Source organism: Frondihabitans australicus (assembly GCF_003634555.1).
Classification (GTDB): Bacteria; Actinomycetota; Actinomycetes; order Actinomycetales; family Microbacteriaceae; genus Frondihabitans; species Frondihabitans australicus.
In genome coordinates this window covers 665,748-687,744 of the sequence record NZ_RBKS01000001.1, presented here as the reverse complement: position 1 = coordinate 687,744, position 21,997 = coordinate 665,748, and the positions used below count along the sequence as shown (strand labels likewise).

Here is a 21,997-nt window from a genome sequence, read left to right as displayed (position 1 = left end):
TCAGACAGCCATGAGGTCGCGGTCGCGGTGCACGACGCTCGACTCGAGAGACTCGACTCGACTCGGGCGGGCCCACGTGGTCATGCGGAGCAGCGCGACGATGCCGATACCGATCACCAGGCCGAGGGCGGCGCCGATGATGCCGAGCACGGCAGCGGATGGTCCGGCGATCGAGTCTGGAAGGGTCGGGGCCTGCACGACGCTCAGAGGGCTGATCGAGTCACTGGCATCCGCCTGGGAGCGGTAGACGACCTGCTGGGTGATCAGTGACGCCAGCTGGTTGGACAGGTTGCTCGCAAGCGAACCTCCGGAGGGGGCCGCGGCCAGTTGCTGGCGCAGGGTGTCGATAGGAGTCTGCAGCTGAGCCGCCTGCTTCACGAGTTGAGCACTCAGGTCCGACGACACTTCCGTCTGGTAGTTGCCGATGACGGTCTGCACGATCTTCCGGGCCTGGGCGGGCGACGATCCGGCGGCCGTCACCGTGATCAGAGTCGACGATGCGGAGGCAGTGGCCGTGACGGACTTGCGCAAACTCGTCGAGGTCACGCCAAGCGCCTTGCTGGAGGCGTTGATCACCTGGTCCGACACGACCTTGGTCGCCTGGGTGTCGACGTCGATGCCGAGCGAGACGGAGTCGGGCACATACGCGGATGCGTCGGTGTAGCGGAGGGCCGAGGGGTCCCACGAGAGCTCAGCGGAACTCGAGTACGTGGGCGTGCGAAGCGACGCGCCGCCGACGCCGAGGCCGGCTCCTGCGACGAGGGCGATGAGCACGATCGCCCAGGTGGCGCCGGGATGGCGCGAAGAAGATGCGGCTCGCATGGGAAGCCCTTTCAGGATCTCGCGCCGGGACGCGACTTGGATTCGGGTCCAAGGTGAGAAATCTTTACACATTCAAACCCGGATCGAAATCTGGCAGGTGAACAGCGTGTAACGATCGACTCGACAACGCGTGTTGCGGATAGGGTGGCTGTAAATTCGCCCGAGGGTTACTCAGAATCACCGCTGTGGGTGATTCTTGGGAAAAGTTGGGTTTGCCTCAGATCTGGCTTGACCGGTTTACCGCCGCCCGGTTACTTTTCCAGGACGCGATACCCGATCGCTGTCTCACCGCCCGCCGCTCGCGTCCGTAGCCCGACTGACACATCGATCATCCCGAGTCCGATCGACTTCGCGCCGACCGCAGCGGTAACAGGTGTGCCCGCCGTTACCCGAAAAACGCAGGCCGACCATGTCTAACGCGCTCTACGAAGTGCCTCCTCAGCAACGAGCCGTCGAGGGCACCCAAGCGGTCACCGCAGGCTTCCCGCTGCCTTCTGCAGCCGGCTCACGCGGCTGGATCGCCAATTACCGGACCCGTGTCATCGTCACCGATGTTGCGATGATCGGCATCGCGACGGGTACGCCGCTCGTGATCCTGAAGTTGTGGGACGAGCAGCACGCGCGCGTCCCCTTCCTCGCCGTGGCTTGCCTGGTGTGGGTGGTGGCGCTCGCCGTGTTCGACAGCCGAGGCAGCCGTGCCCTCGGCACGGGCACCTTCGAATACAAGCGGGTCGTCGATGCTTCCTTGACCGCGCTCGGCGCAGTCGCTCTCCTGGCGTTCGTGTTCGGCACGACAGTGCGACCCCAGGATGTCTTCCCCTCGCTGCCCCTCGGACTCGTGCTGCTGCTCATCGGCCGCTGGGGCTGGCGGCAGTGGCTCCGCTCGAAGCGGGCGCAGGGGCTCTATCTGAACAAGGCCGTACTCGTCGGCTCGACGACGACGATCGCCCATGCCAAGAACCAGCTGGATCGTCACCCCGACTCGGGGTATGCGGTCGTGGACGTCATCGTGCCGGACCTGGGCGAGAGCGCCGAGGAAGGCGACCTCCTCGACCGCCTCGTCGACTCGCTGACTCGACATGACGGCGACACCGTCATGCTGACGAGTTCGGACGCCATGACCCCCCAGCGGATCCGCGGGCTGGCGTGGGACCTCGAGCGTCACGACTATCGACTGGTGGTCACGCCGAGTCTCACCGACGTCGCCGAATCGCGAATCCAGACCCAACCCGTCGCCGGGCTGCCGCTCATCCACATCCTGTCCCCCACGTATACGGGGCCGCAGCGCATCGCCAAGCGCTTCTTCGACATCGTCGGCTCGGGTCTACTGCTGATCGCTCTGTCACCGATCATGGGCACGGTCGCACTTCTGGTCGCCACGACGAGCCGAGGCCCCGTGCTGTATCTGCAGGAACGCGTGGGGAGAGGCAACCGACCGTTCTCGATCTTCAAGTTCCGATCCATGCAGATCGACGCGGATGCGCGCCTCGCGGACCTGCTCGCACAGCAGGGCACGAGCGACACCCCGCTCTTCAAGATCCAGAAGGACCCTCGTCTGACTTCCGTCGGTGCGACGTTGCGTCGCTTCTCTGTCGACGAACTCCCTCAGCTGTTCAATGTCCTCAGGGGCGACATGAGCTTGGTCGGCCCTCGCCCGCAACGTCCGGCCGAAGTGGCGCTCTACGACAGCGCGGCTCACAGGCGTCTGAAGGTCCGGCCCGGGATGACCGGACTGTGGCAGGTGAGTGGCCGCTCTCGTCTGAGCTGGGAAGAGGCGCTCCGCCTCGACCTCTACTACATCGAGAACTGGACCCTCATGGTCGACGTGATCATCATGTGGCGTACCTTCCGAGCGGTCGTCGGCTCCGACGGCGCCTATTGACAGACGCCAAGAAAACGACAGGAACCACGGTGAGCGACACCCGATCCGCCGATGTCACCACCGGCGAACGACAGGGCGAGAGGCCCGTCACGACCTCCGCCTTCCCACAGAGACGCCGCCGTACGGACATCCAGGGTCTCCGAGCGATAGCGATCGGTCTCGTCGTCATCAGCCATATGAGCCTTCCGTTCCTCGCGGGCGGGTACGTCGGTGTCGACGTGTTCTTCGTCATCTCGGGCTTCCTGATCTCCTCGCATCTCTTCGATGCCATGGACGCGAACGGTCGCCTCGGATTCGCTTCGTTCTACGCCCGCCGGGCCCGCAGGATCCTGCCTGCAGCTCTCTTCGTCGGCGCAGCGACGCTCGTGCTCGGCCTCGTGTTCCTGCCCCCGCTCGACCTGCCCGACCTGGGGAAGATGGCTCGCGCCGTCGCAGTGTTCGTGCCGAACATGTGGCTGGCCTACAGCCACGTCGACTACTCGACTGTGAGCAACCCGTCGATCTTCCAGCAGTACTGGTCGCTCGGTGTGGAGGAGCAGTTCTATCTGGTCTTCCCCCTCGTGCTGTCGATCCTCGTCGTCACTCTGAAACTGCGGCGGCGTACCGTCGCCGTGGCAGTCGGCGTACTCGTGCTCCTGTCGTTCGTCGGCGCCGCCATCCTGCTGCACCTGACGACGTCATGGACGTTCTTCTCACTGCCGACACGCGCATGGGAGTTCGGCGCCGGTGCCATCATCGCGATGATCGTCAGAGCGCACCCTCGATGGCTGACCGTCATGCCGCGTTCCGCGGTGTCCTTGGCGACATCGGTGGGCCTGCTGATGATCCTCGGAGCGGCCGTCTTCTACAGCGACCAGACACCCTTCCCTGGGCCGACGGCGCTCCTTCCCGTCGCAGGAACGGCCATCGTCATCTTGGCGGGCTCGGGAAGCGTCGACGACACCTTCGCTCAGAACGTCCTCTCGACCTCGGGCTTCCAATTCGTCGGCAACATCTCGTACTCGCTCTATCTCTGGCACTGGCCTCTCCTCCAGCTTCCGGCTTCGACATCGGGCAGCCTCACGACACTTCCTCTCTGGGAGCGGCTCGCGCTCGTCGCGCTCTCCGTGGTTCTGGCAGCTGGCACGTGGAAGTTCATCGAACGTCCGTTCCTTCGATCACGTGCGGCACGCGGCGTCGCTCCGAAGTCGAACCGACGAGTACTCGTCACAGCCGTCGTCGCGATCGTCGTCTTCGTCGCAGCGAGCGCACTCCCCTCGGCGATCTTCTCCCGGTCCACCCTGACCTCCTCGACCGCGGCGAACAGCGTGTCGCCGACGACGACCCCGACGTTCACCTCAGTAGTCCCTTCCAACGTGACGCCGGCGCTCGCTGACGCCACCGACTCGGTCTCCGATGGAAGTCGCGAGAACTGCATGGTCCACACGGTCTCGGCGGTGTACGTCAACGACTGTGCGTTCGGCGACACCTCGAGTGCCACCACGGTCGCCGTCTTCGGTGACAGCCATGCCGACCACTGGCTTCCCGCCGTCGAGAAATGGGGAACGGCGAATCACGTTCGAGTCGTCGACTACTCGAAAGTCGGCTGCGCATCCGTCGACGTCACCATGATCCTGGGCTTCACCCGATACCCGCAGTGCACCGCCTGGCGTGCTGCGGTCCTCGAGAAGCTTCGCGCGGATCCTCCGGCCCTCGTCGTCCTCGCCAACACGAATCAGCTAGCCTTCGACCAGGACGGCATGACTCGCGAGGCGGCTTGGGACGCGGCCGTGGGACGAACCCTGAGGCTTCTTCCTCGCGCATCCAAGGTTCTGGGACTCGCGAACACCCCGCAGATGCCGGATAACGTACCGATCTGCCTGTCGGTCAACCTCGAGAAGGCGAGTGCCTGTGGCGCGCCTCGGTCGACCGCGGTGGATCAGACGTTCATCGACTCCGAGCGAACGGCATTCGAGCGAGGCGGCGCCTCGTACGCGGACCTGAACGACTTCTTCTGCTCGTCGACCTGGTGCGGCGTCATCCAGGGCCACACGTTGATGTACCGCGACGAAGGGCACATGACAGCAACGTGGACGAGGCAGCTGTCCGCCGAGATCGGCCTGCCGATCTCGAAGGCTCTGCACTCATGAGTTCACTGCGTACGTCGAAAAGGCCGCCTCGCTCGCGAAGTGCAGCCCTGGGGTTCAGGAGCGCTGCCCTGGTCGGTGCCATCAGTCTGATCGCGGCAGTGAGCGGCTGCACACAGGCCGTCGCTCCGGTTCCGACGATCACGCGGCACCCCGCCGTCACCCAGTCGACCGGGAAGTGGCTCTCGGGAGCCTCAGGATCGACACAGGCCGTGAACGACGACGGCATAGGGTCCTGGCGCGGCCGCCCACTGGACATCGCAGGGACATGGTCCGACGACGACGCGAACTCCGTGAACTTCTGGCAGCTCCAGAAGGGCGGCCAGTACGCCGACTGGCACAAGCCTCTGGACATAGCCGTCGGAGCGATCGACAAGGGCGAGACCTGGGCCCGAGCCGCCGCCGGAGATTACGACACCCGATGGTCGGAGTCGCTGACCAAGCTGAAGCATCTTCGCTCGACGACATCCGCGACGACCTACATTCGCTTCGCCCACGAGATGAACGGCGATTGGTATCCGTGGAGCGTCAACACGAGCAACTATCGCGACTTCATGACGGCCTGGAAGCGGTATCGCGCCCTTCAGAAGGAGATCTTTCCCGCCGCGAAGCTCGTCTTCAGCGTCAATCGACAGTCGGTGGGCACGGGCATGGACTGGCGGAGTTTCTTCCCCGGTGCGAAGTATGTGGACGTGGTCGGGGTCGACTTCTACAACAAGTCACCCTATGTCGCGACATCAGCGCAGTGGACCCAGTCACTGGACGCCGTCGACCAATGGGGTGCGCCGACCGGCCTGCAGGGCTATACGGATTTCGCTGCCGACGAGGGCCTTCCCCTGGCCGTCTCCGAGTGGTCGTCCGACACGCAATACGGCGACAGCCCGGCATTCGTCACGGGGTTCCTGGATTTCGTGAAACGACATTCGGGGACCGGTGCGGGCCTCGTCGAGTACGAGATCCTCTTCGACGTCGACATGAACGACAACGAGTTCACCCTCTACGGCACGGACGTAAGGCTGCCGCAGTCGTCCGCAGCCTACCGTTCCTTCTTCAGCTCGCACTGAGCAATGCGCCGGTCGGTCACGCGGCGGCCGGCGGCACCCTCTCATCGAGGACCGGCGGCATCCGACGGCCGAGGGCCGAAGCGAGACGGTGGTGGAGCACGCTGAGCAGCGGCTTCTCGACGACCCGGTAGAACACCTCGGCGACCACGACGACGGCGGCGAGAGCCAGAACGAGGAGTCCGAGGTGCACGGCTAGGCGCTGGTCGTCGAGGCCGGTCACCGCGCGCTTGATCGCGCCGAGCACCACCACATGGGTCAGGTAGAGCGAGTAGGACACATCGCCGAGATGGCTCAGGACCGACGGAGCTCGCACCAGGCCGCGTTCCTCAAGGCCGACGGCGCCGTAGACGAGAATCGCGAACGGGACACCGATGAGCAGGGATCGGCCGAGAGATGACCCTCCCGAAATGGGAGGAAATGATTCGGCGGCGAGGACCAGGACGACGACGGATGCGAGCGTTCCGGCTGATGCCACGACGATCGGCGCGACGGCTTTTCGCGTCGCGAGCAGCCAGCCGACCAGCGCACCCAGGCCGAACTGGAGGTTGATCGGATCGCGCGCGAGGTTCAGGTAGGCATTTCCGCCCGCCGGGACGAGCTCCATCAGGACGAACGTGGCCGCTGTCCACGCGACGAGCACCACGCCTCGCGCTCGACCCTTCACCAACATGGCCAGCGTGTACACGAGGTAGAAGTACATCTCGTACACCAGGGTCCATCCGACCAGGAGAAGCGGGAAACCGAGCTGCGGAAGCAGGAGGAACGACGCCACGTCGTCGGGACGGATGGCTTGCGATGAATCGACGGCCCCGGGCGACACCAGGCTCACAGCGAACAGGAATGCCGTGATCACGAGATACGGCGGGTAGATCCGAACGATCCTCTTCAGGAGGAATTGACGGGCGGGGACGACGCCTGCGCCGCTGTCCATCGTCGTCAGAACCATGATCACGCCGCTGATGACGAAGAAGAGCCCCACACCAGCCGGTCCCAGTCGGCCCAGCCCATCGAGAAATCCGACGTGGCCCGGCAGACGGCCCTCGAGAGTGTCGGGTCCGATGAGATGAGCGAACACGACCATGATCGCGGCCAGGGCACGGAGGACCTGCACAGTGCGGAGGGTGCCGCGTCGCGCCATGACTAGCCCAATCGTCGGAGATCGGCGTGGGAAATCGTCTGCCATGGGATACGGCGACGTCGTGACTAATTTTAGAGGTATTCTCGCTTTCTTGCATCTCCGAGCGCGCATCTTGCGCATCGCGGCAGACTGCAACGATGCCCACCACCCCCACCGACCCCACCCTCGCCGCACACCTAGACGCGATCCACGCCGCACGCGACCGCGAGAACATGCAGCCGACGATCGTCGCGTTCATCGCGGTCCTCGAAGAGCACCCCGATGACGCCCGCGTGCTCTATGAGGTGGGCGGCGCGTACGACACCGCCGGCGACGAGCTGGCCGCGTGCGGGTACTACGAGCGAGCACTCGCGCGCGGGCTGGAGGGCGACGTACTTCGGCGCTGCTCCTGCCAGTACGGCTCGACCCTGCGCAATCTCGGCGAGCTGGAGCGCTCGGCCGAGGTGTTCGCCAACGCCCGCGCCGCCTACCCCGACTCGCCGAGCCTGGCGACGTTCGAGGCGCTCACACTGCACGCTCAGGGGCGCCTGCACGAGACGGTCGCGGCCCTGTTGGACGTGATCGCCGACCACGTCCACTCCCCCGACATCGACCGCTACAAGGCGTCGATCCGCGGCAACGCCGACTACGTGCGGGGGCTGGAGTCGTCGAGGGACGCGTGACCGCGGCCATCCGGCTTCCGCGCGGCCCCTAGGGTGCGCGCAGACGCCGAGAAGCCGCGCGTACGGGGCGCCGACGTGTGCGCCGCCGGCGAACCCCTACTCGTCGTCGAACGCCGGCCGCGGCGCACGCCGCGTGATGAGCGCGTTCACGAGCGCGAGCAGCAGGCCGACGGCGAAGATGATCGTGCCGAAGCAGAGCACCTGCGGTGGCAGGCCGACCTTCGCGGCGCCGTAAACGAACAGCGGGAACGTCACCGACGGCCCCGCCACGAACGACGTGATCACGTAGTCGTCGATCGACATGGCGAGCGACAGCATGGCACCGGCGATGATGCCGGGCAGGAGCAGCGGAAGCGTCACCGTCCGGAAGGCCACCACCGGCGACGCACCCAGATCGCCCGCCGCCTCCTCCAGCGCAGTGCCCGCGCCCGACAGCCGCGCGCGCAGGACGACGACGACGTAAGCGAGGTTGAACGTCGAGTGCACGAGCAGGATCGTGACGAACCCGGTCGAGATCGACGACGACAGGAAGAACGACAGCGACGCCGCGCCGACCACGATCGACGGCGCCGCGATGTCGGCGTAGACCGTGGCGTTGAGCGCGCCGCGGCCCCAGAAGCGGTAGCGCTCCATGGCGAGCGACATCGGCACGCCGAGCACGATCGAGATGAGCGCCGACAGCACGGCGATCTCGATCGACGTCGCGAACGCGTGCGTCAGCCCCGACACCTGCCCGAGGTTGAGGTACCAGTACGGCGTGAACCCCGACCAGGGGAACGAGATCCGCCCGGTCGGCACGTCGTTGAAGCTGTAGACGATCATGAACACGATCGGCACCATCGTGATGCCCACCACGACCCAGTAGATGAGGGGCAGGATCGGGCGACGCCGCCGCCGAGGCTCCCCAGCGACCCGCCGCGACGTCGTGTCGAGCGACTCTCCGCCGACGACGTTCGGATCCTGCGTCACAGCGCTCATACGAGGTTCTCGATGTTCTCGGTGCCCGCGATCCGGGCGTAGACGAACAGGATGATGCCGAGCAGGATCATGAGCACCGTCGACAGTGCGGCGGCCACGTTGTACTGCTGGTTGGTGAGGTAGGCGTCCTGAATCGCCTGCCCGATCGTGTACGTGTTCGTGCCGCCGAGCAGCGACGCGTCGACCGGGTCGCCGACGGTGTCGATGAAGACGAGCAGCACGCCGGCGAAGATGCCCGACCGCGACAGCGGCAGCACCACCCGCGAGAACACGGTGCGCGGCGACCCGTAGAGATCGCCGGCGGCCTCGAGGAACCGCGGCTCGATCTTCTCGAGCGCCACGTAGATCGGCAGCACCATGAACGCGAGGTCGTTGTAGGCGTCGCCGCCGATGACCGCGGCCGACGTGCCGAGGATGTGGAAGTCCTTCGACGCCAGATGCAGGTCGCGGAGGATCGTGAGCAGCGGCCCCTGGTCGGCGAGGATGAACGCCCACATGTCGATCCGGATCACGAACGACACCAGGAACGACAGCAGCACGAGGAAGAGGAGCGCGTTCTTCCACCGCGGCGACACCCGGAAGGCGATGAAGTACGCCATCGGGTACCCGACGATGATCGTGATGAGCGTCGCCGCTCCGCCGTAGACCAGCGACCTCACGAAGAACGTCGCGTACGGCACGGCCGGGTTCACGAAGATGCTCGAGTAGACGCCCCAGTCCCAGGTGAACGTGAAGCCCTTCTCGGGGTTGCCCGACATGAGCGACACGATGAGGCCCGACACGAGCGGGATCACGAAGAGGATGAGCAGCCAGGCGCTGCCTGCGAGGCTCAGCAGGTAGGGAGCGGCTCGGACGCCGCGACGCCCCACGGGCCGGCGGGTCTGGCCGGTCGGCGCGGGGCCTGCTCCTGCGACCTGGTCGGTCGCCATGGTCGCGGTGCTCATGACTGGATGATGGGGTTGAACACGGTGTTCCACTCCTCGTACTCGTCGTAGTCCTTATAGACGTAGAACTCGTTCGACTGCGACAGCACCTCGTCGGTCGGGAACACCAGGGGGCTGTTCGCGACGGTCTTGTCGTCGAGGGGGCCACGGATGTACTGCTCGGCACCGGGCACGGGGCAGACGTAGTTGACCCAGTCCTCGACGATGCCTGCGATCTTCGGCGTGTAGTAGAAGTTCATCCACTCGAGCGCATCGACCGGGTGCGACGCCTGCATCGGAATCATCATGTTGTCGTGCCACATCATCTGGCCCTCTTTGGGCGTGACGAACTTGATGTGCGGAAATCCCGACTGCTGCGCCTGGAACACGTCGCCCGACCACGCCTGCGAGATCCAGGTGTCGCCGTTCTCGAGCTTGTCGATGTAGCTCTGGTCGTAGTAGCCGGTGACCTGCGGCCGCTGCTTCGAAAGCCACGCGGCGGCCCGACGCCAGTCGGCCGGGGTCGAGTCGGCCGGTTTCACGCCGATCGCGAGGAGGGCGGCGCTGCCGAGCTCGGTGTTGTCGCTCATCATGCCGACGTGGCCCGTGAACGCAGGATCCAAGAGGTCCTCGAACGAGGTGATCTCGCGGTCGATCAGCTTCGAGTTGTAGGCGATGCCGGTGAACCCCGTCTGCCAGACCACCGAGTGCTTGTTGCCCGGGTCGTAGTTCGGACTCTTCACGCTGGAAGAGGCGTACTTCGCGAAGTTCGGCAGCCGCGAGTGGTCGAGCTCGACGACGAACCCGTTCTGGATCATCTCCGTGAGCTCCCACCCGTTCGTCATCACGACGATGTCGTAGCCGGTCGCCTCGTGGGCACGCAGCTCGGGCGAGACGGTGGCGTAGAACGTCGCGTTGTCCTGGATCACCGCCTGGTAGTCGACCCTGATGCCGGTGGACGCCGTGAAGAGCTCGAGCGACTTCGACTTGCCCTTCTCCGAGTCGATGTAGAGCGGCCAGTTCGCGAAGTTCAGCGTGCCGGTCTTCCGGTGCTCCCGCCAGTACTTGGCCCAGTTCGTCTTCGTCTGCGCCTGCTCGGCGATGGTGCCCTCGATGCTGCAGGAGCTGAGGATCGCGCTCGTGGCGAGCGCCCCTGCTCCTGCGAACCCCGCGCGCAGCAGCGCCCGCCGCGAGAAGCGCGTCTCGTGCGCCGGCATCAGGCCGCCGCGGGGGCGTCGGGCAGCGGGAAGGCGTGCTCGGGCGCCCAGGACACCTCGACGTCGTCGCCCTCGTGGGCCCTCGCCGAGTCGTGGACGTTCTGCGCGTAGACGATCAGCGAGTCGCCGTTGGCGGTGCGGACGACGTATTCGCTCGACGCGCCGAAGTAGGTGGCGGTCTCGACGCGGGCATGGAGGTTCTCGCCGGTCGGCTGTGCGCCTGCTCCTGCGCCTTCAGCCACGCGGTGCAGGTGCAGCTTCTCGGGCCGGATGCCCAGGCGCTCGGTCGTTCCGCTCGGGGCCGGCAGCAGGTTGCAGGTGCCGAGGAAGTCCGCGACGAAGTGCGTGGCCGGGCGGTCGTAGACGCGGTCGGGGGTTCCGATGTCTTCGGCTATGCCCTTGTTCATCACGGCGAGGCGGTCGGCCATCGCCATCGCCTCGGACTGGTCGTGGGTGACGTAGAGGAACGTGATGCCGACCTCGCGCTGGATGCGCTTCAACTCGACCTGCATGGTCTTGCGGATGCGCGCGTCGAGGGCGCCCATCGGCTCGTCGAGCAGCAGCACCTTCGGCTCGTTGACGAGGGCCCGCGCGAGCGCGACGCGCTGCTGCTGACCGCCCGAGAGCTGACCGGGCGTGCGGCGGCCGAAGCCGTGCAGGCCGACCATCTCGAGGTAGCGGTTGACGCGCTCCTTGATCTGCCCCTTCGCAACGCCCGTGCGGCGCAGGCCGAACGCGACGTTGTCGAAGACAGACAGATGCGGGAAGAGCGCGTACGACTGGAACACCGTGTTGACGTCACGGCGATACGGCGGCAGGTCGGTGACGTCGCGGCCGCCGAGCGAGATGCGGCCGTAGCTCGGCGTCTCGAAGCCGCCCACCATGCGCAGCGTCGTCGTCTTGCCGCAGCCGGAGGGGCCCAGGAGCGCGAAGAACTCGCCCGGGGCGAGCTCGAGGTCGATCCTCTCGACCGCGACCGAGTCGCCGAAGCGGCGGCCGATGCCGTCGAGGCGGACGGCGGCGCCGCTCGACGCGCCCGCGCCACCGGCTGTCGTGCTCGGGGCGGGCGCGCCCCCGGGCGCGCTCGCGGAGGTCTCGGAAGCAACAGTCATCGGGCACGCCCCCCCCGGGTCGGTGGTATCGGGATAAACCTTGGGTCGTTCTCACGCCGAACACGTACGTTCGGACGGTGGGCCGATCCTATACTCGACCCGACGACCGGTTCAATCGACGAAACGCACTTGAAACAACGGTATTCAGCGCGAAACGCATGATCCGCTACGTTTTCAGCAGACGAAGCTCCGAAAAGCATCAGGAACAGGGCACCGTGTCGCACTCCACCGCATTCGAACGAAACCTCCCGCCGCGCGGCGCCGTCGAGAACGCTCTGCGCGACACGCGTCAGGCCGTGTTCTGGCTCGAGGATGCCGGCGACGAGACCCGCTACCCGACGCTCACCGCCGACACGACGGCCGACCTGGTCGTCGTCGGCGGCGGTTACTGCGGGCTCTGGACGGCGATCCGCGCGAAGCAGCGCGACCCCGGAGCGCGCGTCGTGCTCCTCGAGGCGAAGACGGTCGGCTGGGCGGCTTCCGGCCGCAACGGCGGCTTCTGCGAGGCCAGCCTCACCCACGGCGAGGGCAACGGCGAGGCGCGCTGGCCCGACGAGATGTCCGTGCTCGATCGATTGGGCATGGAGAACCTCGACGCCATCGAGCGGAGCGTCGCCGAACTGGGCCTCGACTGCGAGTTCGAGCGCAACGGCTCGCTCGACGTCGCCGTGGAGGAGCACCAGGTCGAGTGGCTGCGCGAGGGCGACGGCGTCTTTCTCGACCAGGAGGCGATCCGGGCGCAGGTGAACAGCCCGACGTACCTCGCCGGGTCGTGGAACCGTCGGACGTCGGCGCTCGTGCACCCGGCGAAACTGGCGAAAGAACTGGCGCGCGCCGCGGTGTCGCTTGGTGTGGACGTGTTCGAGCACAGTGCGGTCGCCGGGTTGTCGAGCGACACTCGCGGGGGCTCTGGCTCGGCGCGCCTGAGTTCGCGCGTGAGCGTGACGACCGACCGGGCGACCGTCCGAGCCGCGCAGATCGCCCTCGCGACGAATGTGTTCCCGTCGCTCGTGGGCCGGGATCGCCTCATGACCGTGCCGGTGTACGACTACGTGCTCATGACCGAGCCGCTGACGCCGTCTCAGCTGGCCTCGATCGGCTGGCAGGGGCGACAGGGCATCGGCGATCTGGCGAACCAGTTCCACTACTACCGGCTGACGGCCGACAACCGCATCCTGTGGGGCGGGTACGACGCCGTCTACCACTTCGGCCGGCGGGTCGACCCGTCGTACGAAGAGCGCTCGGCGACGTTCTCGAAGCTGGCGGCCCACTTCTTCTCGACCTTCCCGCAGCTCGACGGCGTGAGGTTCAGCCATCGGTGGGCCGGCGCGATCGACACCTCGACGCAGTTCTGCGCGTTCTTCGGGCTGTCGCACGGCGGGCGTGTGGCCTCAGCAGCAGGATTCACGGGGCTCGGAGTCGCGTCGACCCACTTCGCCGCCGACGTGATGCTCGACCGCCTGGCCGGTCTCGACACCGAGCGGGCCACCCTCTCGATGGTGACGAAGCGCCCGCTGCCGTTCCCGCCCGAGCCGGTCGCCTTCCTCGGCGTGCAGGCGACGCGGTGGGCGCTGAACCGCGCCGACCACTCGCGCGGTAAGCGGAACCTGCTCTTGCGGACCCTCGACGCGGTCGGGCTGGGGTTCGACTCGTGAGCGGCTTCCGCAGCCGGATGCTGGCCGAGATCGCGCCTTCGCTCGAGGACGTCGACGAGGCGAACGTCATCTCGGGGTCGCCGCAGTCAGGGACTCATGAGATCGCGACGCTCGGCGACGTCGAGGTCGGCGTGTGGGAGCACACCGTCGGCGCCTCGAGCGACGTCGAGGTCGACGAGGTGTCGCTCATCGTGGCCGGCAGCGCGACCGTCGACTTCCTCGACGACGCCGGAGCGGTGGTCGAGACGGTCGAGCTGGCGCCGGGGCTGCTGCTCGCCCTGCACGCGGGCGAGCGCACGCGCTGGACGGTCCGCGAGCCGCTGCGGAAGCTGTACGTGGCCCGCTGACGCTGCCAGTCCGCCGCTAAGAACCTCCGAACGGCCGACGAACCGCCGCGCGCGAAGGTTCGTCGGCCGCTAGAAGGTTCGTGCGCGGCTGTCGCGTCAGCCCGCGTGCCAGAGGACCTTGCCGGCCTTGACCACCTCGGCGACGCCCTTGCTCGTCTCTGTGAAGACCACTGAGGACCCCGCTCCCCCGGTTCCCGTGCTCCAGAGGGCTTTGCCTTTCGACGAGTAGATGACGACGTTGCCGTCCTTCTGCACGTGCAGGGTGGCACCGGAATTGCCACCGGTGCCGGACGACCAGGTCACACGGTTGGTGTTCCACTCGACGAGGTTGCCGTCGGTCTGGAGGGTGAGCCGGGACACGGCGTTGTCGAGGCTCTGATCCGCGGTCATCACGTCGCCGGTCGTGGCCGTGTGAGTGTCTGCGGGGTGCTCCGACCAGATCTCGTAACCCCCGGCCTGGATCCAGACGTCGATGTCGCTCACGAAGAGCTCCGCGTTCTTGCCCCGCGACCCCGACTGCCAAAGGGCCTTGCCTTTATTCGAGTAGACCACGAGGTTGCCATCGGTCTGCAGCAGCAGGTGGTTGCCGGCCCCGCTCGTGCGTGTCTGCCAGAGGGCGTGTCCGTTGCCGTACTCGACGAGATTGCCGTCGGACTGCATCTCGAGCGTGTATTGGTTGAACACCGAGTAGACCGACTGCCCGGCAGTGAGCCCCTGGCCGGCGTCCAGGTAATACGGGTCCTGCGGGAGCGTGGCGTGCGCGGGGTGGGCCAGGCCCATGGCGGCGACGACGGCCGCCGACGCGGCCAGGGCGATCGCGGCGAGTAGCAGTCGCCGGCGCGAGAAGGGGCGGGAGAGGGAGAGCGTCATCGGAGTCCTCACGTGCGGGCCCGCGGTCGGGCGAGCACGAGCATACTGTCCCGTTCGGCGCGGCTCTGCCCCCTCTTGGCGGGTGGGCTCGGCGGCCGGCCGGCGGCGGGGCGGCGGGCTAGAGCGCGTCGGCGACAGCGAGCGAGCCGCTGATCGCCGCAGCGCGGCCGGCGACGACCTCCGCCGGGGCGCCGTCGTCGACGCAGCGCACCAGGTGGTCGACGGCCACGAGAATCGCGCCCATGGCCGGCTGCGCGCTGCCGCCGAGCCCTCGCATGGTGGGGCTGAAGGCGAGTTCCTCGGCGAGAGACGTGAGCACGCGCACGATTAGCGCGTCGCGCGTGCGGCGTGACACGGCCTCGAGGCGTGCGGGAGCCGATCCTGCGACCGCCTGATGCGGCACGGCGAGCGGGCTCGGCGGAAGAGCGGTGGACATGTCGGGTGTCATCGCGGTCTCTCGGTTCGGAGCGAAAGAAGATGACGGCCGGCCACGCGTTTCGGGTCACGTGACGACGCCCCGCCCCCGCGACTCCCTCAAGTCGGACGGCGGAGCTACAGCCGTCGGGGCGAATCTACGGGGCGCAGGAGCAGCGGCCAAGCCTCGCGGCGTCCGATTTCTCCGAACGAACGATTCCGGAAGAATCGCCCCGGCTACAGACAGACCTCTTTGCCGACCGCGATGGTCTGGCCCTTCACCGTGATGCTGCCCGTGGCGCAGATCTCGGTGTCGGGCGTCGGCCGCACGAGGAGGGTCGTGTAGGCGCTCTGCGCATCGGGCTCCGTCGTCGACTGGCGGTCTTTCGCGTGAGGCGCGATCACCCGGAAGATGCTCGTCGACACCTCGTTGCCGGTGGCCTCGTTGTCGAACCGCGTGATCCGCGACCAGGCCGCGTGGCACGCCGTCGAGTAGATGATCTGCAGCTGCGTGCCGCGCGAGCCGGTCTCGCTCGCGGCGACGACGGCGTCGTCGAGGCACTTCGTGTCGGCGGGGTCAGCGCCGACCTTCACCGAGATCTGCGGTGCGTACATCGCGGTCGGCGTCGGCTCGGAGTCCGCGCTCGCGCTGCCGGCCGACAGGCCCGTCACGACGGCGAGGGTGCCGCCGACGCCGACCACGAGCGCGGCGGCGGCGGCCACGAGGGCGGTGCTGAGGCGGACGACGCGGGCCCCGCGCGGGGTGTCGGCCTGCTCCTGCGCCGCCTGGTCGTCGGGCTCGGGATCGCGGGAGGTGGCGCTGGCCAGGGCGTCGCGCCGTGCCACCCACTCCCCCACGACGGCCGCGTCGCCGCCGCACGCCGCGACGACGCCGCGCACGGTGCGGGCACTCGGCAGCTTGCGCCCGGCGAGCGCGTCGGAGACGACGGACTTCGAGACGCCGGACTCCCGCTCGATCTGGCCGAGGGTGGGGTTGCCGGCGTCGTGCCGGAGCGTGCGCAGGTCGGCCGCGAATGCGGCCGTCGTGTCGTCGGCGTCGGGCCTCTGCGGGGCGTCGGGCACGGGGCTCCTCGGTGTCGGGGTTTCTGTCGACAATAGTTGAGCCTGGGTCATGTCTTCACATCGACTAGCCGTAACACGCGCGACATGTGCGTACGGCAGAGTGAACCAAACAGTTCACGAGAGGACCCCGATGACGAAGCCGCTGACCTTCGGCCTATTCCAGACGATGGGCCCGCTCGGCGCGTGGCGCCTGCCCGACAATACTGGCGTGAACTTCCTCACCCTCGACTACTGGATGGATCTCGCGAAGCGGTCGGAAGCCGCCGGCGCCGACTTCCTGTTCATCGCCGACGACTTCGGCTACCCCCTCATCGACGGCACCGTCTCGCCGACCGCCATCGAGCACGCCCTGCTCTTCCCTCGCGCCGACCCCGCGACGATCATGTCGGCCCTCTCGACGGTCACCGAACACCTCGGCCTCGTCGTCACCATGTCGACGAGTGCCGAACGGCCCGTGCCTCTGGCGCGCCGCTTCGCCAGCCTCGACCACTACTCGAGCGGCAGGATCGGCTGGAACGTCGTCACGGGCGCAGGCCAGAACGCCTCGGCACGCCTCTTCGGCGAGCCCATGCGGCCCCACGATCAGCGATACGCCGCCGCCGAGGACCACCTGAAACTCGCCATGACGCTGTGGGAGGGCTCGTGGGAGGCCGACGCCCTGAAGGTCGACCGCGAGGCCGGCGTGTACGCCGACTCGGCGAAGGTGCACGAGATCCACTACGAGGGCCCGTTCTACCGGGCCGACGGCATCTTCTCGGTGCCGCCGTCGCCGCAGCGCACGCCGGTGCTCTTCCAGGCCGGGGCGTCGGCCTCGGGGCGCGACCTCGCCGCCCGCTACGCCGAGGGCGTCTTCCTGGCCGCGGAGCCCGATGCGGTACGCGATCAGATCGCCGACATCCGCGCCCGCGCGGTGGCCGCCGGCCGTGAGCCCGACGCGATCAAGTTCTTGGTCGCCGGCACGTTCATCGTCGCGCCGACGCACGACGAGGCGGTCGCGCTGCGCGAGAAGGTCACCGCCTTCTTCACGCTCGAGGACGCCGCGGTGCAATACGCCTTCTTCACCGGCCTGGACCTCACGAAGATGGACCCGTCCAAGCCGCTCGCCACGACCGACAGCGAGACCGGCCGCACGAACATCGAGCGCTTCACCGGGTCCGACGGGGCGGCCGCGCCGACCGTGGGCGAGATCCTCGAGGAGTTCCGCGTCAACGGCGTGATGGGCAACCCGTTCGTCGGCAGCCCCGCCGAGGTCGTCGACCAGACCGTGGCCCTGATGGAGCACACAGGAGCCGACGGCCTCCTGGTGCAGCCCGGCCCCACGGGCGACTCGGCCTCGTTCTTCGACCTGGTCGTGCCGGAGCTGCGGCGACGCGGGCTCATCGCCCCGGTCGTGGCGCCCGGCGAGCCCGCCCGCACCTTCCGCGAGCGGCTCTTCCCCGAGGGGACGGCACACCTGCCTGCCACGCATCCCGGCTACTCGCTGCGCGCCGGACGGTAGGGGCCGCGGCCGGCTGCCTCAGCCGCAGTTCGCGGCGTCGAGCCCGACGTAGTCGAGCTTGTCGATCCCGGCGTCGTCGGGGATCCGCACGATCTGCGTGTGACCGGCGACGACGGAGAGCTTCGTGCTGCGGTGCGCCTTCTCGTCGCCGGTGGAGGTCGACGAGAAGCCCCACGTGAGGTCGAGGTCGCTGCAGGTCTTCTCGGGGGTGAATTTCAGGACGAAGCAGCGGTCTCCCGCGTCGCCGCACGAGTCGGCGTTGTCGATCTTCCAGTCGTGGTCGGCGACGTAGTAGTTGCCGTCGACGCTGGAGCCGGAGGCGTCGCCCGATGAGGCCGACGCCGACCCGCCGTGCGCGATCGCGATGGGGATCACGATTCCGGCCACGAGGACGACCGCGAAACCCATGGCGATCCACATGACTCGGCGCGAGGGCCGCTGGGTCGGCGCGGCGGAGGCCAGCGGCACCGAGGCCTGCGACCAGGCGGGCGCGGCGGCCGGCGTCGAGCCTGACGCCCACGGCGAGTCGACCGGCACCGGACCAGCGGGTGCCTGCGTCGACCACGACGAGTAGCCGGGCGCTTCGAAGGTCCACGGCTCGGCGTCGCGCGCGATGCCGAACTCGTCGAGGCTCATCGCCGGGCGCCCCGTCGCGGCGCGGTCCCTGGCCGTCTGGTCGAGGTAGGCCGCGTAGGCGCTCTGGTCGAGTTCGGCCCGCGTCTGGCGGACCGCCGCGCCGAGCCCCGCGCGGGCCGTGGCGTCGACGGAGCGGTACGCGACGATCCCGCGCACCAGGCGGAAACCGCCGAAGATGATGGCGCCCCAGAGGATGAGGAAGGTGCCGCCGAGCTCGCCCAGGTAGCCCATCAGCGTCACGACGATGCCGACGACGAAGAAGATCGCACCCCAGAGCATCGCGCGGTGGGCGGGTTTCGCGTACGGGGCGCGGAAGGCCGGCCAGGCGATCGGATCCTGCACCCAGAACTGCCACTCGGGCGATGCGGGGCGGAGGCTGACACCGGGATGGTCGACCGGCGGCAGCCAGCCGACGGGAGGCTGCCAGCCCTGGTTGCGCGCGACCCAGGCGGGCGACGGCTGAGGCCACTCCGGCGGCGTGACGAAGCGGAGCGGCGGGCGTTCTGGTGCGTAGTACATGAGTCCCCCGGGAGCGTCGGCGCGGAGGGTGATCGGCCTCGCGCGCCGAGGTGAGCTGATCGGCAACACAGTAGCGGGCGCCGCCGACGCGCGCACGCCCCCGAACTGGGTCGTCCGGGGGCGTGTCGCGGGGTGCTGCGGGGTGCTGCGGGGTGCTGCGGGTCAGTCCTCGGAGATCTCGAACATCGCCTCGGGGCCCCGCACGGTGTCGGGGTTCGGCCCGGACCGCTTGCCGAGGTCGAGGGCGTCGATCGCCGCGAGCTCGTCGGCCGAGAGCTCGAAGTCGAAGACGTCGAAGTTCTCCGCGATCCTGCCCGCGTTGACCGACTTCGGGATCGCGCTGCGCCCCTCCTGGACGTGCCAGCGGATCATCACCTGGGCGTTGGTCTTGCCGTGGGCCTCGCCGATGGCGCGGATCGTGTCGTCGGTCAGCGGGTTCTTGTGCCCGGCGTTGTCGTAGCCCGGGTAGAACGTGATGCCGCCGATCGGCGACCACGCCTGCGTGACGATGCCGAGCGCGTCGTCGGCCGCGACGTTGTCGTGCTGGGCGAAGTACGGGTGCAGCTCGATCTGGTTGATGGCCGGCACGACGGTGCGCTCCTGCATCAGGCGGTCGAGGTGCTCGCCGGTGAAGTTGCTCACGCCGATCGAGCGGACGCGGCCGTCGGCGAGCAGGGTCTCGAGGGCGCGGTAGGCCTCGAGGGTGCGGTCGAAGATCCAGGGAGCGGGCTGGTGCAGGATCAGCTGATCGATCTGCTCGACCCCGAGCTTGCGGGCCGCGACCTCGAACCCGTGCAGGGTCTCGTCGTAGCCGTACTGGCTGATCCAGATCTTCGTCTCGAGGAAGACGTCTTCGCGGGGCACGCCGGAGGCGCGGAGGCCCTCGCCGACCTGCCGCTCGTTGCGGTAGGCGGCGGCGGTGTCGATGTGGCGGTAGCCGAGCTCGAGGGCGGTCTTCACCGCGCTGACGGTGTCGTCGGGGCTCGACTGGAACACGCCGAGGCCGACGGCCGGCATGACGACGCCGTTGTTCAGGGTGAGTGTGGGCTGGGCTGACTGCGTGGTGGTCGCTGTCTCTGTCATGGCTCCGACGCTACGGCCGGGCTCTCGCCGCTGACAGGCCTGGGCGGTACCCCTCTGGCAGTACCCGTCAGTCGGCGGCGGGCTCCCAGAGCTCGATCTGCAGTCCCTCGGGGTCGCTGAGCCGGGCGAACAGCCCGAGCCCCGCGGAGTCCCACTCCTCCCGCCGCTCCACCTCGATGCCGGCCTCGACCAGGCGGGCGACCAGCGACTCGAGGTCGTCGACGCGCAGGTTCAGCATGAACTGCGACTGGGCGGGGAAGTAGTCGGTGTCGGCCGGGAACGGGGCGAAGACGGTGTCTCCGGGGTCCTGCGCCCACACCCGGTCGCCGCCGGCGTCGATGCCGAGATGGTCGCGGTACCAGGCGGCTCTCGCCTCGGGGTCGGAACTGCGGAAGAACAGCCCGCCGATGCCCGTCACCGTCATGATCGCTCCCGTCCGAGACGCCCGGCGCGTCGTCACGCCCACCCTACGACCGGCGGGCGCGGCGCGGCAGTGTCGGTCGCAGGCGCTAGCGTCGTCGGGTGAGCACCACCGAGATCTGGTCAGACGAACGCATCGCCGCGGGGCGGCGGGCGTGGCGGTTCTCGCTCGCCGGCACGATGATCTCGTCGCTCGGCACCGGCCTCACGCTGCCGTTCCTCTTCGTCTACCTGCACGGCGTGCGGCACATCAGCCTGCCTCTGGCCGGCACGATCGTGGCCGTCGGCGCGGTCGCCGCGTTCGCGCTCGCCCCGGTGAGCGGGTCGCTGAGCGACCGTCTGGGGCTCGGCCGCCTCATCGTCGTCGGAATGACCCTCATGGGCCTCAGCGGCGTGCTCCTCGCGGCGCCGGTCGGCTCCGGCGGCTTCGCGGTCGTCGTCTCGTTCGTCGCGGTCGCCCTCGAGTCGGGTGGCAGCGCGATGACCTGGCCGACCATGAACGGCCTCGTCGCCGCTCAGCTCCCGCCCGACAAGCGGCCGCACGCGTTCGCCCTGCGGTTCGGCATCCTCAACGCCGGCATCGGCATCGGCGGCCTCGTGTCGGGCCTGTTCGTCAGCGTCGCGCATCCTGCGACCTTCGAGCTCATCTACCTGCTCGACGCGGCCTCGACGTTCGCGTTCGCGGCGATCGTCGTCGTCTTCCTGCGCACGAGCCCGGGCTTCGGGCCCGTGGCGGTCGACGCAGGCGCGCAGGAGCACGCCCAGACCCGCACGCACGGCGGCTACCGGGCCGTGCTCCGCGACCGGGCCTTCGTCGCGTTCCTCGCGGTGAACTTCCTCCTCTTCCTCTTCGGGTACGCCCAGCTCAACGGGCCGTTCGGTGCGTACGCCACGCTCGTCGTCGGGGCGGGGCCCCGGGCGGTCGGGTTCGCGTTCGCGGCGAACACCGCCGCGATCGTCGTGACGCAGCTCCTGGTCAGCCGCCTCACCCACCGCTGGCGTCGCAGCCGGATGCTGCTCGTCGCCGGCGGCATCTTCACGCTCGCCTGGGCGATCACTCTGTTCGCCGACCTTCCCGGGCTCGGCACCGTCGGCGCGAGCGTCGCCCTGGTCGTCTCGCTCGGCGTGTTCGGCCTCGGCGAGACGATGTACGCACCCGTCGAGGGCGGGCTGCCGAACGAGCTGGCCCCGGACGAGCTGCGCGGCCGCTACAACGCGGCGAGCTTCACGATGTCGTCGGTCGCCGGGCTCATCGGGCCCCAGCTCGCCGGTGTGCTGCTCGGCAGCGCGACGCCGATCACCTGGGCGATCGTCGCCACCGTGGGGATGGGCGTGACGTCGCTCGGGGCGCTGGCGCTCGGCCGCCTCCTGCCGGAGTCGATCGACCGGCCTGCGCTGGCTGCCGACTCCGTCTGACCCGCTTTGGCGGCGTCGGCGCGCCCGACCGGCGTGAACGCGGGCCCTAGGGCGCGCGCGGTCGCCGATTCGACGCGCGGAGCGCCGAGCGAGCTCCATGGCGGACACCGGTGTACCCCGGGGCACGCGAAG

Annotated in this window: 20 protein-coding genes; 8 read left to right on the top strand and 12 right to left on the bottom strand. The window is 68.4% G+C overall.

Annotated features, from left to right (window positions below; all coding sequences use genetic code 11):
- Positions 1–822, bottom strand: coding sequence for a GumC domain-containing protein (locus tag C8E83_RS03175; RefSeq protein WP_121368401.1), 822 nt, complete (start codon positions 820–822; stop codon positions 1–3).
- A gap of 409 nt (positions 823–1,231) precedes the next feature.
- Between C8E83_RS03175 and C8E83_RS03170 the strand changes: the two genes are divergently transcribed.
- The 3 genes from C8E83_RS03170 to C8E83_RS03160 all read left to right on the top strand — a co-directional run bounded on the left by C8E83_RS03170 (position 1,232) and on the right by C8E83_RS03160 (position 5,894).
- Positions 1,232–2,704, top strand: coding sequence for a sugar transferase (locus tag C8E83_RS03170; RefSeq protein ID WP_121368400.1), 1,473 nt, complete (start codon positions 1,232–1,234; stop codon positions 2,702–2,704).
- A 29-nt stretch (positions 2,705–2,733) separates the two neighbouring features.
- On the top strand, positions 2,734–4,833 hold the full coding sequence (locus C8E83_RS03165) for an acyltransferase family protein (protein WP_170159830.1): 2,100 nt from the start codon (positions 2,734–2,736) through the stop codon (positions 4,831–4,833).
- A gap of 209 nt (positions 4,834–5,042) precedes the next feature.
- Positions 5,043–5,894, top strand: coding sequence for a glycosyl hydrolase (locus tag C8E83_RS03160; protein WP_170159829.1), 852 nt, complete (start codon positions 5,043–5,045; stop codon positions 5,892–5,894).
- Between the two features lie 16 nt (positions 5,895–5,910).
- Here the strand turns inward: C8E83_RS03160 and C8E83_RS03155 are convergent, their stop codons facing one another.
- Positions 5,911–7,152 carry an acyltransferase family protein gene (locus C8E83_RS03155; protein ID WP_121368397.1) on the bottom strand — a complete coding sequence of 414 codons (1,242 nt, stop codon included), beginning with the start codon at positions 7,150–7,152 and terminating at the stop codon, positions 5,911–5,913.
- Positions 7,153–7,169: 17 nt separating this feature from the next.
- On the opposite strand from C8E83_RS03155, the gene C8E83_RS03150 reads away from it, so the two are divergent.
- Positions 7,170–7,694, top strand: coding sequence for a tetratricopeptide repeat protein (locus C8E83_RS03150; protein ID WP_121368396.1), 525 nt, complete (start codon positions 7,170–7,172; stop codon positions 7,692–7,694).
- A gap of 96 nt (positions 7,695–7,790) precedes the next feature.
- Here the strand turns inward: C8E83_RS03150 and C8E83_RS03145 are convergent, their stop codons facing one another.
- From C8E83_RS03145 to C8E83_RS03130, 4 genes are read right to left on the bottom strand one after another with little or no spacing between them, the layout of a single operon-like run.
- On the bottom strand, positions 7,791–8,672 hold the full coding sequence (locus C8E83_RS03145; protein ID WP_121368395.1) for an ABC transporter permease: 882 nt from the start codon (positions 8,670–8,672) through the stop codon (positions 7,791–7,793).
- On the bottom strand, positions 8,669–9,616 hold the full coding sequence (locus C8E83_RS03140; RefSeq protein WP_211331656.1) for an ABC transporter permease: 948 nt from the start codon (positions 9,614–9,616) through the stop codon (positions 8,669–8,671). Before C8E83_RS03140 ends, C8E83_RS03145 begins: the two co-directional genes overlap by 4 nt.
- Positions 9,613–10,812 carry an ABC transporter substrate-binding protein gene (locus C8E83_RS03135; protein ID WP_121368394.1) on the bottom strand — a complete coding sequence of 400 codons (1,200 nt, stop codon included), beginning with the start codon at positions 10,810–10,812 and terminating at the stop codon, positions 9,613–9,615. The genes C8E83_RS03140 and C8E83_RS03135 overlap by 4 nt, the downstream gene beginning before the upstream one ends.
- Complete coding sequence (locus C8E83_RS03130) at positions 10,812–11,924, bottom strand: ABC transporter ATP-binding protein (protein WP_121368393.1); 1,113 nt, start codon at positions 11,922–11,924, stop codon at positions 10,812–10,814. Before C8E83_RS03130 ends, C8E83_RS03135 begins: the two co-directional genes overlap by 1 nt.
- Positions 11,925–12,139: 215 nt before the next feature.
- Here C8E83_RS03130 and C8E83_RS03125 point away from each other — a divergent pair, with 215 nt between their 5' ends.
- Together C8E83_RS03125 and C8E83_RS03120 are read left to right on the top strand one after the other, a co-directional pair.
- On the top strand, positions 12,140–13,579 hold the full coding sequence (locus C8E83_RS03125; protein ID WP_245981378.1) for an NAD(P)/FAD-dependent oxidoreductase: 1,440 nt from the start codon (positions 12,140–12,142) through the stop codon (positions 13,577–13,579).
- A complete protein-coding gene (locus C8E83_RS03120; RefSeq protein ID WP_211331655.1) occupies positions 13,576–13,926 on the top strand; it encodes a cupin domain-containing protein in 351 nt (116 codons plus the stop codon). Before C8E83_RS03125 ends, C8E83_RS03120 begins: the two co-directional genes overlap by 4 nt.
- A 96-nt stretch (positions 13,927–14,022) precedes the next feature.
- On the opposite strand, the gene C8E83_RS03115 is transcribed toward C8E83_RS03120, so the two are convergent.
- From C8E83_RS03115 to C8E83_RS03105, 3 genes are all read right to left on the bottom strand, one after another.
- The gene (locus tag C8E83_RS03115) at positions 14,023–14,796 is read right to left on the bottom strand and encodes a hypothetical protein (RefSeq protein WP_121368391.1); all 774 of its coding nucleotides are present in this window, start codon (positions 14,794–14,796) and stop codon (positions 14,023–14,025) included.
- A gap of 118 nt (positions 14,797–14,914) precedes the next feature.
- Complete coding sequence (locus C8E83_RS03110; protein ID WP_147430067.1) at positions 14,915–15,232, bottom strand: hypothetical protein; 318 nt, start codon at positions 15,230–15,232, stop codon at positions 14,915–14,917.
- A gap of 215 nt (positions 15,233–15,447) precedes the next feature.
- Positions 15,448–16,293 carry a helix-turn-helix domain-containing protein gene (locus C8E83_RS03105; protein WP_121368389.1) on the bottom strand — a complete coding sequence of 282 codons (846 nt, stop codon included), beginning with the start codon at positions 16,291–16,293 and terminating at the stop codon, positions 15,448–15,450.
- A gap of 130 nt (positions 16,294–16,423) precedes the next feature.
- On the opposite strand from C8E83_RS03105, the gene C8E83_RS03100 reads away from it, so the two are divergent.
- Entirely contained in the window at positions 16,424–17,791 is a 1,368-nt protein-coding gene (locus C8E83_RS03100; protein WP_170159828.1) for an NtaA/DmoA family FMN-dependent monooxygenase, read from the top strand.
- 18 nt (positions 17,792–17,809) lie between these two features.
- On the opposite strand, the gene C8E83_RS03095 is transcribed toward C8E83_RS03100, so the two are convergent.
- The 3 genes from C8E83_RS03095 to C8E83_RS03085 all read right to left on the bottom strand — a co-directional run bounded on the left by C8E83_RS03095 (position 17,810) and on the right by C8E83_RS03085 (position 20,453).
- Entirely contained in the window at positions 17,810–18,946 is a 1,137-nt protein-coding gene (locus C8E83_RS03095; RefSeq protein WP_121368387.1) for a hypothetical protein, read from the bottom strand.
- Between the two features lie 162 nt (positions 18,947–19,108).
- Positions 19,109–20,029, bottom strand: coding sequence for an aldo/keto reductase (locus tag C8E83_RS03090; protein WP_121368386.1), 921 nt, complete (start codon positions 20,027–20,029; stop codon positions 19,109–19,111).
- A 67-nt stretch (positions 20,030–20,096) separates the two neighbouring features.
- Positions 20,097–20,453 (bottom strand): VOC family protein, encoded by a 357-nt coding sequence (locus C8E83_RS03085; RefSeq protein WP_121368385.1) that lies wholly within the window; start codon positions 20,451–20,453, stop codon positions 20,097–20,099.
- 98 nt (positions 20,454–20,551) lie between these two features.
- Between C8E83_RS03085 and C8E83_RS03080 the strand changes: the two genes are divergently transcribed.
- Complete coding sequence (locus C8E83_RS03080; protein WP_121368384.1) at positions 20,552–21,865, top strand: MFS transporter; 1,314 nt, start codon at positions 20,552–20,554, stop codon at positions 21,863–21,865.
- Positions 21,866–21,997 lie beyond the last annotated feature (132 nt).

Bases quoted from the DNA above. Each gene is read 5' to 3' on its own strand.
- C8E83_RS03175 (WP_121368401.1), bottom strand. From the start codon at position 822: ATGCGAGCCGCATCTTCTTCGCGCCATCCCGGCGCCACCTGGGCGATC.
- C8E83_RS03170 (WP_121368400.1), top strand. From the start codon at position 1,232: ATGTCTAACGCGCTCTACGAAGTGCCTCCTCAGCAACGAGCCGTCGAG.
- C8E83_RS03155 (WP_121368397.1), bottom strand. From the start codon at position 7,152: ATGCGCAAGATGCGCGCTCGGAGATGCAAGAAAGCGAGAATACCTCTA.
- C8E83_RS03150 (WP_121368396.1), top strand. From the start codon at position 7,170: ATGCCCACCACCCCCACCGACCCCACCCTCGCCGCACACCTAGACGCG.
- C8E83_RS03145 (WP_121368395.1), bottom strand. From the start codon at position 8,672: ATGAGCGCTGTGACGCAGGATCCGAACGTCGTCGGCGGAGAGTCGCTC.
- C8E83_RS03140 (WP_211331656.1), bottom strand. From the start codon at position 9,616: ATGAGCACCGCGACCATGGCGACCGACCAGGTCGCAGGAGCAGGCCCC.
- C8E83_RS03135 (WP_121368394.1), bottom strand. From the start codon at position 10,812: ATGCCGGCGCACGAGACGCGCTTCTCGCGGCGGGCGCTGCTGCGCGCG.
- C8E83_RS03130 (WP_121368393.1), bottom strand. From the start codon at position 11,924: ATGACTGTTGCTTCCGAGACCTCCGCGAGCGCGCCCGGGGGCGCGCCC.
- C8E83_RS03115 (WP_121368391.1), bottom strand. From the start codon at position 14,796: ATGACGCTCTCCCTCTCCCGCCCCTTCTCGCGCCGGCGACTGCTACTC.
- C8E83_RS03110 (WP_147430067.1), bottom strand. From the start codon at position 15,232: ATGTCCACCGCTCTTCCGCCGAGCCCGCTCGCCGTGCCGCATCAGGCG.
- C8E83_RS03100 (WP_170159828.1), top strand. From the start codon at position 16,424: ATGACGAAGCCGCTGACCTTCGGCCTATTCCAGACGATGGGCCCGCTC.
- C8E83_RS03095 (WP_121368387.1), bottom strand. From the start codon at position 18,946: ATGTACTACGCACCAGAACGCCCGCCGCTCCGCTTCGTCACGCCGCCG.
- C8E83_RS03090 (WP_121368386.1), bottom strand. From the start codon at position 20,029: ATGACAGAGACAGCGACCACCACGCAGTCAGCCCAGCCCACACTCACC.
- C8E83_RS03085 (WP_121368385.1), bottom strand. From the start codon at position 20,453: ATGACGGTGACGGGCATCGGCGGGCTGTTCTTCCGCAGTTCCGACCCC.